The organism is Lysinibacillus sp. NPDC059133 (assembly GCF_042755925.1).
GTDB lineage: Bacteria > Bacillota > Bacilli > Bacillales_A > Planococcaceae > Lysinibacillus.
Window position 1 is genome coordinate 10220 of sequence record NZ_JBHZDH010000052.1, and the last position, 14042, is coordinate 24261.

General features: G+C 37.2%; 13 protein-coding genes. 6 read left to right on the forward strand and 7 right to left on the reverse strand.

Annotated elements, in window-relative coordinates; all coding sequences use genetic code 11:
• Window positions 1–171: 171 nt before the first annotated feature.
• Window positions 172–723, reverse strand: coding sequence for a VrrA/YqfQ family protein (gene vrrA / locus ACFXN8_RS21065; RefSeq protein WP_386847514.1), 552 nt, complete (start codon window positions 721–723; stop codon window positions 172–174).
• A gap of 318 nt (window positions 724–1041) precedes the next feature.
• Between vrrA and ACFXN8_RS21070 the strand changes: the two genes are divergently transcribed.
• The gene (locus tag ACFXN8_RS21070) at window positions 1042–2730 is read left to right on the forward strand and encodes a methyl-accepting chemotaxis protein (RefSeq protein ID WP_386847515.1); all 1689 of its coding nucleotides are present in this window, start codon (window positions 1042–1044) and stop codon (window positions 2728–2730) included.
• A 127-nt stretch (window positions 2731–2857) separates the two neighbouring features.
• Here the strand turns inward: ACFXN8_RS21070 and ACFXN8_RS21075 are convergent, their stop codons facing one another.
• The 4 genes from ACFXN8_RS21075 to ACFXN8_RS21090 form a co-directional block, all read right to left on the reverse strand.
• Window positions 2858–3037 (reverse strand): FeoB-associated Cys-rich membrane protein, encoded by a 180-nt coding sequence (locus ACFXN8_RS21075; RefSeq protein WP_376074571.1) that lies wholly within the window; start codon window positions 3035–3037, stop codon window positions 2858–2860.
• Between the two features lie 10 nt (window positions 3038–3047).
• Window positions 3048–5027: a ferrous iron transport protein B gene (feoB, locus tag ACFXN8_RS21080; protein WP_386847516.1), complete on the reverse strand. Its 1980-nt coding sequence runs from the start codon at window positions 5025–5027 to the stop codon at window positions 3048–3050.
• Entirely contained in the window at window positions 5024–5251 is a 228-nt protein-coding gene (locus ACFXN8_RS21085; RefSeq protein ID WP_049663835.1) for a FeoA family protein, read from the reverse strand. Before ACFXN8_RS21085 ends, feoB begins: the two co-directional genes overlap by 4 nt.
• A 449-nt stretch (window positions 5252–5700) precedes the next feature.
• Complete coding sequence (locus ACFXN8_RS21090; protein WP_386847517.1) at window positions 5701–6756, reverse strand: 2,3-butanediol dehydrogenase; 1056 nt, start codon at window positions 6754–6756, stop codon at window positions 5701–5703.
• 473 nt (window positions 6757–7229) lie between these two features.
• Between ACFXN8_RS21090 and ACFXN8_RS21095 the strand changes: the two genes are divergently transcribed.
• A complete protein-coding gene (locus ACFXN8_RS21095; protein WP_376074568.1) occupies window positions 7230–8531 on the forward strand; it encodes a DEAD/DEAH box helicase in 1302 nt (433 codons plus the stop codon).
• Window positions 8532–8543: 12 nt separating this feature from the next.
• The gene (locus ACFXN8_RS21100) at window positions 8544–9437 is read left to right on the forward strand and encodes a deoxyribonuclease IV (RefSeq protein WP_386847518.1); all 894 of its coding nucleotides are present in this window, start codon (window positions 8544–8546) and stop codon (window positions 9435–9437) included.
• 148 nt (window positions 9438–9585) lie between these two features.
• On the opposite strand, the gene ACFXN8_RS21105 is transcribed toward ACFXN8_RS21100, so the two are convergent.
• Window positions 9586–9822, reverse strand: coding sequence for a Nif11 family protein (locus tag ACFXN8_RS21105; RefSeq protein WP_079563463.1), 237 nt, complete (start codon window positions 9820–9822; stop codon window positions 9586–9588).
• 504 nt (window positions 9823–10326) lie between these two features.
• Here ACFXN8_RS21105 and ACFXN8_RS21110 point away from each other — a divergent pair.
• From ACFXN8_RS21110 to ACFXN8_RS21120, 3 genes are read left to right on the forward strand one after another with little or no spacing between them, the layout of a single operon-like run.
• Window positions 10327–11073, forward strand: a complete 747-nt coding sequence (locus tag ACFXN8_RS21110) for a metal ABC transporter ATP-binding protein (protein WP_386847519.1) — start codon at window positions 10327–10329, stop codon at window positions 11071–11073.
• 14 nt (window positions 11074–11087) lie between these two features.
• Window positions 11088–11951 (forward strand): metal ABC transporter permease, encoded by an 864-nt coding sequence (locus ACFXN8_RS21115; RefSeq protein WP_376074564.1) that lies wholly within the window; start codon window positions 11088–11090, stop codon window positions 11949–11951.
• Entirely contained in the window at window positions 11948–12370 is a 423-nt protein-coding gene (locus tag ACFXN8_RS21120) for a Fur family transcriptional regulator (RefSeq protein ID WP_376074563.1), read from the forward strand. Before ACFXN8_RS21115 ends, ACFXN8_RS21120 begins: the two co-directional genes overlap by 4 nt.
• Before the next feature lie 210 nt (window positions 12371–12580).
• Here ACFXN8_RS21120 and serC read toward each other — a convergent pair whose 3' ends face one another.
• A complete protein-coding gene (gene serC, locus ACFXN8_RS21125) occupies window positions 12581–13669 on the reverse strand; it encodes a 3-phosphoserine/phosphohydroxythreonine transaminase (RefSeq protein ID WP_386847520.1) in 1089 nt (362 codons plus the stop codon).
• Window positions 13670–14042 lie beyond the last annotated feature (373 nt).

A 14042-nucleotide genomic window follows, 5' to 3' on the forward strand; every position in this document is an offset into this window, starting at 1 on the left:
TTTGGTAATGTTTTATCGAGTGCGGCGTTTCGAGCGATAACCATCGCATCTACAACACCGTAGCAATAGCCACGTGGATTAATTTTTAATACTTGCATGGTTGTGACTCCTTTCAAGCTTACCTATCTACATTATAACGGACAGGGACTGCGAATACAAAGAAACCTTCATCTACATAGGTGGCTGGAAAATACGGGGCTTAGATGGAAGTGGTTCAGCAGGAGTAAATGATCCATTTTGTCGAGATGCTTTTCGACTTTTAGTTGAACCTGCTCCTTTACTAGCCGCTGCTTCAGCTGCTCCTGCTACTGCTCCAGCACCTGCGGCAGCTCCTGCAGCAGGAAGACCTTGAAATCCTTTATACAATTTTAAAAGTGACGGAATATTTTTTACCATTGGCATTGCTTGCTGAATATAAGGCGTATATGTTTTCGCTGAGTTAAATAAGCTATTCGCCTGCTGCAAAAATGAACCGATTTTTGAAGGTTCCTGCATTGATGGCATTGGCATTTGTCCTCCAAATGCTCCTATTCCACTGGACATTGGAAAGCCACCTGGAATTCGTGGATTTGGGAAGCCTCCAGGCTGGAAAAAGGACTGCGGTGACATTTGTGGAGGTGTTGGCATTTGCATGGGCATTTGCATCGGCATTTGTTGCATGGGCATTTGCATGGGCATTCTCATGCCACCAGGATACATCGGGAACTGTGGTCTAAATACCATAACGATCTCCTTTCGATAGTAATTTATCATTGATGACATACCTGATTATAAATATGATATGCAGAAGAGTAAGTTAGCGTTCGACAAGCGCAAATAAATAACTAGGGCGATTGTAAATGGAACTCACGATATCCGGTCAGCTTTACATATTTCATATGTAGTCAATAAGTGGTGAAAAATTCTTGAAAACTACACACTTTTTCACTTTTTTGGTCGATAAGAAAGGTATAATGTTTTGTTGGTAAATCATTACGTTACAAAAAGATGATTTTGAAGTTACTAGACAAAATAGCAAAAGTGAAAAATAGGGGGTATTCTGTGACGATTAAAGTGAGAAGTATAGTGTCGTTTGGTCTTATCGTCGTATTAGTTTTAGTGATTGGGATTTTTCAGCAACAAAATGCCAAATCTCAACTAGAGCAAGTACATTTGATAAAAGAAAAAACACTTCAAACGACGTTATTAGCAGATGAAATGAAGTTAGCAGTTGTACAGGTTCAGCAGTTTTTGACTGATATTAGTGCCACAAGAGCACTCGATAATTTAGATGATGGATTTGAGCAAGCAGAAAAATATAGCAAAATCTTTAATAAAGATTTGGAGCAAGTTAAAAAAATGCATCCGGAAGACCTGAAAAGATTAGATGCGATTAAAGTAGCGTTTGATGAATATTATAGTACTGGTCAAAAAATGGCTCATAGCTATATTCAAGGCGGTCCTGAGCTAGGGAACAAAATGATGCATGATTTTGATACTACGTCAGTTGAAATTAATGACAAAGTAGATTTGTTTCAACAAGAAAACATTACAGATACACAAAATTCTTTAGCGAATGTTGAAAAGCTTATTGATGATAATAAGCAGTGGTTCTTATGGATGTTTTGTATTATGTTAATGATTTGTATCATAGTTGGGATTGTATTTGTACGTTCCATTGTTGTTCCTGTCAATAAGCTAACTTCTGCAGCAAAGGTAATTGCTAAAGGAGATTTATGCCAAACGGATATCGAAGTTAGAACGAAGGATGAAATTAAAGATTTGGCGGATTCTTTTAATTTGATGAAGTCTAATTTACATTCATTAATACATAGCATGACTGCAAATGTTGAGCATACAACATCGGCAGCTGAAGAGTTAGCAGCAAGTACAGATGAAATTTCAAATTCCTCTCATGATATTGCAAATCTTGTAGAGAAAATGGCCATTAGTGACAACCAAGCAGCTGTTACTGGTCGTGAAAGTTCGATAGCAATGGATGAAACGGCTCAAGGTGTTCAACGTATTGCAGAGGCAGCTCAAATGCTTCATGCTAAAGCAGTCGATACACAATCTATTGCAAATGATGGTGAAAAAACGTTACATGTCGCAGAAGACCAAATGTCGATTATCCAACAATCTTCTAATACAACAAATGAACGAATTAAGAAGTTAAGCGCGCAATCAGCTGAAATCGTTAATATTACGAAAGTAATTACTGATATTACAGAGCAAACAAATCTTCTAGCACTAAATGCTGCGATTGAGGCGGCTCGTGCGGGAGAGCATGGTAAAGGCTTCGCGGTCGTTGCAGATGAAGTACGCAAATTAGCAGAGGAATCCAAAGCATCCGCCAATCAAATAGTGGATGTCATAGCACTTATTCAGCAAGAAACGAAGGAAGTAGAAAAGGCAGTAAGTGTAACTGTATTAAATGTAGATGAGGGTGTCACATTTATTCAGAATGCCCAAAATGCCTTTGATGGAATTTTAAAAGCGATTGGTGATATGACATCTCAGATTGAGGATGTGTCTGCTTCTACGCAACAAATTTCTGCAAGTACTGAAGAAATGGCAGCGTCGGTCAATGAAATGTCCTCTTCTTCCAATTATGCTGCACAGCAATCTGAAACAATAGCATCGACAATCGAAGAGCAAACTGCGACCATTCAAGAAATTAATGCTGTTGCAAAGGCATTAAGTGCAGAAGCGGTGTCCGTGAAGGAAGAAATCAATAAATTTAAAATATAAGGCTCATTACCATAATGTGGGGTTGGTTTCCGTCAAAGCCCTCCATGTCTAAAAGATCACAAAAAAGCGAGGTAGTTTCCAAATGAATTAACCATTTGGAATTACCTCGCTCTATTTTTCTACAAATTTATTTATGGGAAATATCTCTCAGTTTAGAAGGAGGGACACAAACGTTAGAAGAGCAACTCTTCTGTAATGAGCATGATGCGCATTTACCCTTCTTCTGCTTCTTAATGCTCTTATATAAGGTAATACCAGCATAGCCAAATATAATACTACCGATTAAGATATTAATCAATAAAGACATTCTCTACACCTCACATGAATAAGTTCCCGATACCATAAATCATAAGTGCAATAATATAAGCTACAACAAATGGATATATTGTTGCAAATAAAGTCCATTTCACAGACTGTGTTTCCCTTTTTATTGCGCCTACTGTGGCTAAACAAGGCATATAAAGTAAAACAAAGGCCAAGAATGTATAAGCGCTCAAAGCAGTAAAATGAGTGGCCATTGTAGACGATAAGACACCTTCACTTACGCCATAAATAATCGCCATTGTTGAAACAATCACTTCTTTTGCCAGGAAACCAGCAATAAGGGATGCACCAGCTTGCCATGTTCCAAAGCCAAGCGGGATAAACAACACACCAAAAGCGCCTCCAATAATTGCTAAAAAGCTGTCATCCATATTGACATTAGCGCCATGTGGTCCTAAATAAGAAAGAAGCCAAATAATCACGGAGCCGGCAAAGATAATAGTACCAGCTTTGCGGAAAAATCCTTTTCCTTTTTCCCAAGTAGAACGCCAAAGTGTTTTAAGCTGTGGTACATGATAGGCTGGTAATTCAACAATAAAAACTGAAGTTTCATTTTTCAAAATCGTCATTGATAATATTTTTGTCACAATAAGTGCTATCACTATTCCCATTATATATAGGGAGAATACCACTAAAGATTGATGTTTAGTAAAGAATGCTGCGCCAAATAAAGCATACACAGGTAATCTTGCTGAACAGCTCATAAACGGAGCTACTAGTATAGTTAATAGTCGTTCTTTTGGCTGTTCAATTGTTCTTGCAGCCATTACGCCAGGAACGTTACATCCGAAGCTTACAATCATCGGAATAAAAGCCTTGCCATTTAAACCGAAAAATTCCATAAGGCGATCCATGACAACAGCAATTCTCGCCATATAACCTGAATCTTCTAATAGTGAAATAAAGAAAAATAGTACAAAGATTTGTGGTATGAAAACTAAGACGCCGCCAACACCTGCAATGATCCCATCACAAATTAAATTAATAATAAAAGGGGCTGCACCAATAGCTTCTAAGCCTTGAGTAACAATATCTGTAAGAGGGCCGCCTACAATGCCATCCAGGAAATCAGAAAGCGGGGTACCGATCCATGCAAACGTTGCTTGAAACATTAAAAACATAAGCGCTAAGAAAATCGGAATACCTAAAATCGGATGTGTTAAAATTTTATCAACTTTCTCTGACCATTGTGTTTCACTTTTCTCTTGTATGATTACTTCTTTGTAGATGTTAGATATATATAAATCACGTTTTTTAGCAATAGCTTTATTTAGTGGTTCACCTATTTGCTTCTCTAAAGTATCTCGCATTGCAGCAAGCTGTTCAAAGTATTCCTTTTCTTTCAAATAAGCGTCAACAGCTTCATTTCCTATTAGAAATTGAATAGTACACCATCTTCTTTGTTCTTCAGGAACATGTTGTAACAATGCTTCAATTTTTGAGATGCCTTCTTCAATTAGGTCATCATAGGTTAATGTAAAACGTTGTTGAGTACGATCGGAGGCTTGAATAGCGGCATAAATACCTTCGACACCTTTACCAGTACGAGCGCTTATTGGAATAACAGGTACTCCCAAAGAATTCTCTAATTTTTCGACATCAATTGAAATGCCTTTCTTTTTCGCAACGTCTATCATATTTAAACAAACGAAAACAGGTTTGCTAAGTTCAAGTATATCTACTGTTAATTGCATATTTCGTTCGAAATTAGAAGCATCGATAATATTTAAAATTCCATCCACCTGATCTTCAAGTAAAAATGAAGTGACAACACTTTCATCTCTTGAAATGGGGTTAAGCGTATATACACCAGGTAAATCAATTATTTCCTTTTGTAGTCTTTTTACTTGTCCTACTTTTTTTTCAACGGTTACACCACTCCAATTGCCAACGTATTCATATGAATTTGTCAACGTATTGAACAATGATGTTTTACCGATATTAGGGTTTCCTATTAAAGCTAATCTACTCATACTTGTTCGACCTTTATATCCATTAAATCTTTTTTTCTAAGCCCGATTTTCTGTCCTTGACATTCCAATATACAAGCTCCAGAAAACCATCCTTTTTGGACCATACAAACTTGACATCCTTCTTTGATACCAAAAGCATTTAATCGTTTACATAAAAGAGAGTCAATTTGCTGTAGATCTTTCACTTTAACTTTTTCACCCAATTGAACCGCATGAAGGTTCATAAGATCTACCTACTTTCTTGTAGTGATAATCATTATCAAAAAAATATTATCATTTTTTGGTCAGTCTATCAATAATAAGTTTACTGTAAAAAACAATACTAATTAGCAAAGTTAAAGGAAGATTCACTCTTATTCTTCATCATGACAACGAAGCATTCTGTACCGAACGCGGACATGTGTTTGGATGAACTTCGGATTAGCCGGATTGTCCTCCTCTTTTTTCTTTCGAAGGGTAGCATGAAAAGTCAGCAAGTGAGCTCTCGGGGGGATCAATGAAAAAATTATAGAAGTAAATGAAAAACGTACATTAAGAACTCTGGGGGAAGATAAGGTGAACTTCCTAATGGCGAATCTAGATATTATGAAAGAAATAGAGGGAAAAGAGGATTAACAAATCAAAAACAGGTAGAGAAAAGCTTCTTAGTTTTTCTCTACCTGTCATATATACATTAAGCTTGTGAATTTACAAGGATTTTAATATGGTTTCGCTCTTTCATTAATGCTTCAAAGCCTTCTGTTACGACTCCATCTAGAGCAATTCGTTTTGTCACAAGTTTTTCAGCAGGGAAGTAGCCCTGTTTCATTAATTCCATAACTGCTGGGAAAATATCGCGATAAGCAATAATACCTTTAACAGAACGCTCTGTTAGTACGATATTGTTAGGTAGAATAGAAGCTTCAGTTTCCCAAATAGAAACGATAATTGTTTCACCTTCAAATGTTGTTGAATCAATCGCTTGCTGTAATACTACAGGAACACCAGTTACTTCAAATGCAACATCTATGCCACCATTTGTTAATTCATGTAGACGAGCTACTGCGTCCTCATCTTTAGGATTAATAACTGCTGTAGCGCCTAGCTCTAATGCTTTAGCAGCGCGCTCCGCCGAAAGCTCTACCGCATAAATTTCAGCTGCTCCAGCTGCACGCAATGCCTCGATAACAAGAAGACCGATTGGCCCAGTACCAAAGACAGCTGCTGTATCGCCAGCTTTTAGTTTACTTTGACGAACTGCATGTAATGCTACTGCCGCTGGTTCAACAAGTGCACCTTGTTCAAAGGAAAGACCCTCTGGCATTTTGTGTACCAGTTTTTCATCTACCATTGTATATTCAGAGAAACCGCCGCCGCCGCCAGACAGACCGTGGAATCCTAAATGTTTACAAATATTATATTTTCCTTTTTTACAAGCGGCACATTCGCCACATGCAAGAATAGGTTCTACAACTACAGGATCCCCAACTTGTACCTTTGTAACACCTTCGCCAATTTCTACTACTTCACCAGAGAACTCATGGCCCATAACAATTGGCGCAATATCTTTACTTACATAGTGAGGTTGTTCCACTGGAATGAATATTGGGCCAGCTGCGTATTCATGTAAATCACTACCACAAATCCCTGTCCAATGTACTTTAATTTTTACTTTTCCAGGTACAATTACTGGTTCTTCAATGTTTTCTACTCGGATGTCTTTTGCTTTATACCATCTTGCTGCTTTCATGATAAGTCAACCTCCTCTAGTATCTTACATTTTTATCGTAACATATGGTAATTCTTCAAGGCATTAGTTAACAATGAATTGACATAAAAAATACTAATTTTTAGCTCATCATTAGTATAAGCAGCAATATCAAAATAGTATTAAAACTATGTTTAACAAACTAAAAAGATTTAGATAAATTATAATGAAAACTCACCATAGAGGATAACGATACAGTTTCGACTTACTAAATGGGAATGTCGAGGTCTTACGAATAAATTACCATAGCTATATGCAATCAGGAGTAGCATTTGTCTACAGGTCTGAGGCTTTTTTTTATTGCATATTCACAGCATTTCGAGTAACTTTGATAAGGGCTTTGCTACAGCCATGATAAAAATACAAAATTATGTTCATGCTTGAGATAAAAGGACGTTAATATACCTGGAGTTCGAATCATGATACAATGTGAAAGATGTTAGGAGGAACGAATTATGTCAAAATATACTGATTATAATTTTCAGCCATTTTTGCAGGACGCAATTGCAAGACTTGGCTTTACAGAACCAACGCCGATTCAAAAGGAAATCATTCCGCTATTATTAAAAGGAAAGAGTGCAATCGGACAAGCGCATACAGGAACGGGAAAAACACATAGTTTTTTAATTCCAATAGTGCAACGAATTAATGCTGACAAGCAGGAAGTACAAGCTGTTATTACGTCACCTACACGTGAGCTTGCACAACAAATTTTTGATGCGTTAAATCAATTAATAGAAGGAACAACTATTCAAGCGAAATTATTTATTGGAGGTACGGACAAACAACGCTCCATTGATAAGTTAAAAACGCAACCACAAATTGTTGTCGGAACGCCAGGACGTATTCGTGATCTCGTTTCAGCGCAAGCGTTATTTGTGCATACGGCACATATGTTAGTTGTCGACGAGGCAGATTTAGCCTTCGATATGGGCTTTATCGAGGAAATCGATGGTTTTGCTTCCCAAATGCCAGAAAACCTTGAAATGTTTGTATTCTCAGCAACAATTCCAGAAAAGCTTCAGCCTTTCTTAAAAAAATATATGGAAGCACCTGTACATGTCCATATGAACGATAAACGCCCGGTCGCAGAAGGAATTGACTTTGTGCTTGTACCAGTGCGTTCTAAATCACGTAAAAAACGTTTGTTGGAAGTTATTGAAGGGATCAATCCATTTTTAGCTGTAATTTTCACCAACACACGAAAAACAGCAGAGCATGTTGCAGGCTACTTAAATGAAAATGGGATTCGCTGTGGTCAAATACATGGTGATTTAAGTCCACGTGATCGTAAGAAGATGATGAAGCAAATTCGAGAGTTGGACTATCAATATATCGTTGCAACAGATCTTGCAGCGCGTGGTATCGATATTCAAGGAATTTCACATGTCATTAACTACGAAATTCCAGAGGACTTAGAATTCTTTATTCATCGTGTGGGACGTACAGCGCGTGCAGGGAATAAAGGAACTGCTATCACTTTGTTTGAGCCATCAGATGAGGATGCAGTAGTACGTGTTGAGAAAATGGGCATTCCATTCGTTCAAAAAGATGTAAAAGATGGCGAATGGTCTGAACTAAAGGATCGCCATGCACGTAAAAACCGTGTGAAGCATGAAAATGAAATCGATGCGAAAGCAAAAGCATTAGTGCGTAAGCCGAAAAAAGTAAAACCAGGATACAAGCGTAATATGAAATGGGAAATGGAAAAAGTTAAAAAACGTGAACGTCGTTTAAAAGCTCGCGGTAAAAAATAAGGAGGCATTTAAATGCTACTTGGATCACATGTTTCAATGAGTGGAAAAGAAATGCTGCTCGGATCAAGTAAAGAGGCTCTCTCATATGGGGCAAATACCTTTATGATTTATACAGGAGCTCCGCAAAACACTCGTCGTAAAGCAATTGCTGATCTTAATATTATGAATGGTTTACTACACATGAAAGAGCATGGCATGACAAATATTGTTGTCCATGCTCCATACATTATTAATATTGCGAACACAGAAAAACCTGAAACTTTCCGTCTAGGTGTAGATTTTTTACAAACTGAAATCGAACGAACAGCTGCGTTGGAAGCAACACAAATTGTATTGCATCCAGGTGCCCATGTCGGTGCGGGAGCAGACGCAGGTATTGCCAAGATTATTGAAGGTTTAAATGAAGTACTGTCACAGGATTACCCTGTACAAATCGCATTAGAGACAATGGCGGGAAAAGGAACTGAATGTGGTCGTTCATTTGAAGAGCTTGCTAAAATTATAGATGGCGTAACACATAATGAGCGTCTTTCAGTATGCTTTGATACTTGCCATACGCATGACGCTGGTTATAATATTGTAGAAGATTTTGATAGCGTTTTAAATGAGTTTGATAAACTAATAGGCGTTGATCGTATCAAAGTCCTGCATATCAATGATTCAAAAAATGTCCGTGGTGCAGGAAAAGACCGTCACGAAAATATTGGCTTCGGTCATATTGGCTTTGATGCATTAAAGTATGTTGTGCATCATCCACAATTAATGGAGATTCCTAAAATCCTAGAAACACCATATGTTGCATTAAATAGTGATGCCAAATCAAAATCGGCTCCTTATAAACATGAAATTGAAATGCTTCGTAATGGAGAGTTTAAACCAGAGTTAATCGATGCTCTAAGAGAATAGAATAAAAAGCCCGAAATCAGCTGCATAAGTACTGATTTTCGGGCTTTTTTTATCTTCATTCAGCAAAGAGCAAAGAGCAACCACAGCTACAGATGTTTTTTGTAGCGAAAGAGCAACGACAGCTACAATTACACCAAGGCGAATTTGATTATTTCGTAAACAATGCAATTAGTTGTCTGGAACGCTTTCTACCTAAAACAGCTTCAACCTCTACAAGAATATCTTTTGGAATACCTAAAAAGAGCCATGAAAATGAGAATTGCTCCAAATAAGGCCGGAGTTTTTTTACTTCAGAAGTAGTAATTTCAAATCCTTCAGAACGTGCAATCGCAACAATTTCCTTATCACTACTTTGTGTCAATTGCTGTAAAAATTGAATACTCAAAGCTAATCCTCCTTTTAAAATTGTTTAGTTTTTTGAACAAAATCAATCTTGTGAAAGTCATGACAGCTATAAAAATCCTTCACATTAAAAGTGTTAGAATCAATGCCTATTACAAAATTAGCGGTTCAAATAACAAAATACAGTTTTATTTTCCTAATCAACATACATGACAATCTTTTTTCTGGTCATCATCAAAAGTTGTGGATGACATTTGTTAAAACGTATGCCATGTATATAAGTTGAGTGGAGACTGGGCGACTCCTTCGTAACCAACATCGTGCTGTTGCCGCTTCGCTTTCGCGCAAAAAACATCGTGCGCTTTCGCGCAGAAAACATTTGTTGGCCCAAGCGCTCATCGGACGCCCCAGGAAAGTGCCCAGTCGGAACGGAAATCAACCACACGTTATGGGGATGATTTTATTTTCTTTACAAAAACTGTACTTTCATTTATACTTACAACTTGTTAAATCGTAATGATTTTGAATTAGAAAGAAGAGAACATACATGAAAAAATCATTAATTGATATTGAAAAAGTGTCATTTCAATATGACTATACGCAAGTATTAAAAAATATCTCTTTCCGTGTAGAAGAGGGAGATTTTTTAGCACTTCTTGGTCCGAATGGTTCAGGGAAATCTACCTTATTAAAAATTATTTTAGGGTTACTAAAACCAATGTCTGGAGAGATAAAGCTATTTGGTGAACCAAGTTCAACTTTTAAGCATCGTGAATGGATAGGATATGTGTCACAGAAATCGAATTCCTTCAATTCAGGGTTTCCAGCAACCGTCCAAGAAGTCGTGAAAAGTGGATTATCCAAAAAGTTAGGATTATTTAAAAGACCTGGACGAGATGCAAAGGGAAAAGTGTTAGAAGCATTAAAAGCTGTTGGCATGGAAGCATTTATGAATCGTAATATTGGTGAGTTATCTGGTGGGCAACAGCAACGTGTCTTTATTGCAAGGGCATTAGTTAGTGAACCGAGGCTATTAATATTAGATGAACCAACTGTCGGCATTGATCATGAGAATGTGCAGTCCTTTTATGATATGCTGGCGAAATTGAATCGGGAACAGGGAATTACAATGATTCTTGTTACACACGATGTTGATACAGTGTCGAACCGTATCAGTCATGTGGCATGTTTAAATCAAACCATACACTTCCATGGTTACAAAAATGAATTTGATACAATTTCTCACGATGCGCTTGATGCTTGGTATGGCCATTCTGTGAGAAAGATTCACTAGAAGGAGAAGGCATAATGATTGAAGCAATATTTAACTATGAATTTTTACAAAATGCCTTTTTCTCTGGGCTATTAATTGGCATATTGGCACCGCTGCTAGGTGTTTTTATTGTCGTTCGAAGGCTCTCGCTTATTGCTGATGCTTTGTCACATGTGACGCTGGCAGGTATAGCGGGAAGCTTATATATCAGTCAATCTGTTACAGCCCTGGCAATGCTAAATCCAATTTATTTAGGCATACTGGCCTCAGTCAGCGGTTCGATTTTAATTGAGCGTCTTAGACGTTTATATAAGCACTATGAAGAGCTTGCTATTCCTATTATTATGTCAGGCGGGATTGGTATTAGTGCTATATTTATCTCGCTTGCAAGCGGCTTTAGCACGGATTTAATGAGCTATTTATTTGGTTCAGTGTCAGCTGTATCACGTCAGGATTTATGGGTAGTAGTAGGAATTGCTGTTGTTGTCATTATCTTTTTGTTTATATTTTTTAAGGAACTTTTTGTTTTATCTTTTGATGAGGAATATGCAAAAGCTAGCGGCCTTCCTGCACGTTGGATTCATCTCTTATTTATGATTGTTACAGCGCTTGTTATTGCTGCAAGTATGCGCATCGTCGGCATTTTACTTGTATCATCCCTTATGACGTTACCTGTGGCTGCTGCAATGCGACTTGCAAAGGGCTTTAAGCAAACAATCATCTATGCAATTGTCTTTGGCGAAACAGCTGTGTTAATCGGTTTAGTTAGTGCATTTTATTTAGATTTAGCACCTGGTGGTACAATTGTCGTTACTTCGATCTTAATTTTGTTACTTGTTATACTAGTGAAGAAAATAGTATTTAAAATGGCTGCAAAACGGGAGGAGGTAGCGCAGTGAATGTTTCTAAAGCGTGGGGGATTTTAAAAGAAAACGGCTATAAAAAAACAGATAAGCGGGAGTTAATATTAGATATGTTTGCAGCAACAGATAAATATTTAACTGCTCGAGATTTATTAGATGTTTTGAAAAAAGATTTCCCAGGTATGAGTTTCGATACGATTTATCGCAACCTTGCAACGTTTGTGAAGCTAGGAATACTGGAGGAAACTGAGTTATCTGGGGAGCGGAATTTCCGTATGCATTGTGAGTCTGAACATCATCACCATCATTTTATTTGTATGGATTGTGGCAATGTTAAGGAGCTAAATCTCTGCCCTATGGAGATGCTTGGAGAAAAGCTGCCAGACTATGAAATTGAAAACCATAAATTTGAGATTTACGGTAAATGTCCAGAGTGTAAGCCTGAAGCTTTGTAATATCTGATATGACAATATTTAAAAGAAGGGGTAGTTCCAAGTTAGGAACTATCCCTTTTAGTAACTATGCTGTTTTGCAGTAGGTTTAATTTATAGTATAAGTTGTTGCAGCTGTATTAGTTACAAGGCGTTCACCGATTATTATTGCGCCTTACTCTATCCGCAAATACAAAAAAGACGAATGGTTGCGTTCATTCGTCTAATTTTTTATTATTGATGTTTTTGTTGGAATTCGACCATAAAGTCACGTAATGCTTCACAAGCCTCTAACGGAACAGCGTTATAAGTAGAAGCACGGCAGCCTCCTACAGAACGGTGTCCATTAAGTCCAACAAATCCCGCTGCTTTTGCTTCAGCAAGGAATTGTTTTTCAAGTACCTCATCAGTAACACGGAAAGTGATGTTCATTAAAGAACGGCTTTCTAGTGTTGCATGACCTTTATAGAATCCGTTGCTATTGTCAATGGCATCATAAATGACTTTTGCCTTTAATTCATTATGCTTCTCAATTTCTGCAACGCCGCCTTTTGATTCTACCCATTTTAATACTTCACCTAACATATAGATCCCGAAAGTTGGTGGTGTATTGTATAAAGAGTTGCTATCGGCATGCGTTGAATATTTTAACATTGTAGGAATGTTTTTATTCGCTTTCTCTAACAAATCTTTGCGAATAATGACTACTGTTACACCAGATGGGCCAAGATTTTTTTGAGCCCCTGCATAAATAAGACCGAATTTACTTACATCAACTGGTTTAGAAAGAATATCACTAGACATATCCGCAATTAACGGTACATTTCCTGTTTCAGGGAATTCCTTCCATTGTGTACCGTAAATCGTATTGTTTGAAGTGATATGCACATATGCATCCTCTTCATTGAATTGAATATCTGCTAAAGCTGGGATATTACGGTATTGATTTTCTTTTGTACTCGCAGCTTCTACAGGCGTACCGAATAATTTAGCCTCTTTGATTGCTTTTTCAGACCATGAGCCTGATAATACATAACTTGCTTTTTGATCTGCCTGTAGGAAGTTCATTGGAATCATAGTAAATTGAAGACTAGCTCCACCTTGTAGGAAAAGGACTTCATAGTTTTCTGGGATAGCATAAAGCTTTTTCAATAAAGCAATTGCTTCATTATGTACTTCATCGAAAATGGCACTGCGGTGGCTCATTTCCATAATTGACATGCCTGAGTCACGGAAGTTTACTAATTGTTGTTGAGCATTTTCTAATACTTCTAGTGGTAGTGCAGAAGGACCTGCGTTAAAATTGTATGCACGTTGTGTCAAAGTGGTACACTCCTTGTTTGGTTTTATAAGGTTAAACCTTATTCATAGGTTATTTAGTTCCTACTAATTGGTTGTTGAGTCTATCATGCTTTTACGGTCAGTTCAAAATCATTTAAGGATTTTGAACTGACTATTAAAGCGGGATAAAAGCACTTTACTGGATTATAACTCAATTTTTAAGAGAAAAAATAAAATTCTCACTATTCGAGCAGAATAATGACAGGCTCGCAACAAAATGTACACAATTGAGTTAAAATTCATAATAGCCTTGTGGTTTAAATACGAACAAATCGAAATATTGAAATGGATATACGAGTTAATATTTCGTGATTTACATATTCCATAATCAGTTAAATTATTAAATGTTCGTGTT

What these genes read in the sequence shown, in the direction of transcription:
- ACFXN8_RS21075 (WP_376074571.1), bottom strand. Translation starts at nt 3,037, where the DNA reads ATGTCTTTATTGATTAATATCTTAATCGGTAGTATTATATTTGGCTAT.
- feoB (WP_386847516.1), bottom strand. Translation starts at nt 5,027, where the DNA reads ATGAGTAGATTAGCTTTAATAGGAAACCCTAATATCGGTAAAACATCA.
- ACFXN8_RS21115 (WP_376074564.1), top strand. Translation starts at nt 11,088, where the DNA reads ATGATTGAAGCAATATTTAACTATGAATTTTTACAAAATGCCTTTTTC.
- ACFXN8_RS21085 (WP_049663835.1), bottom strand. Translation starts at nt 5,251, where the DNA reads ATGAACCTTCATGCGGTTCAATTGGGTGAAAAAGTTAAAGTGAAAGAT.
- ACFXN8_RS21100 (WP_386847518.1), top strand. Translation starts at nt 8,544, where the DNA reads ATGCTACTTGGATCACATGTTTCAATGAGTGGAAAAGAAATGCTGCTC.
- ACFXN8_RS21095 (WP_376074568.1), top strand. Translation starts at nt 7,230, where the DNA reads ATGTCAAAATATACTGATTATAATTTTCAGCCATTTTTGCAGGACGCA.
- vrrA (WP_386847514.1), bottom strand. Translation starts at nt 723, where the DNA reads ATGGTATTTAGACCACAGTTCCCGATGTATCCTGGTGGCATGAGAATG.
- ACFXN8_RS21110 (WP_386847519.1), top strand. Translation starts at nt 10,327, where the DNA reads ATGAAAAAATCATTAATTGATATTGAAAAAGTGTCATTTCAATATGAC.
- ACFXN8_RS21090 (WP_386847517.1), bottom strand. Translation starts at nt 6,756, where the DNA reads ATGAAAGCAGCAAGATGGTATAAAGCAAAAGACATCCGAGTAGAAAAC.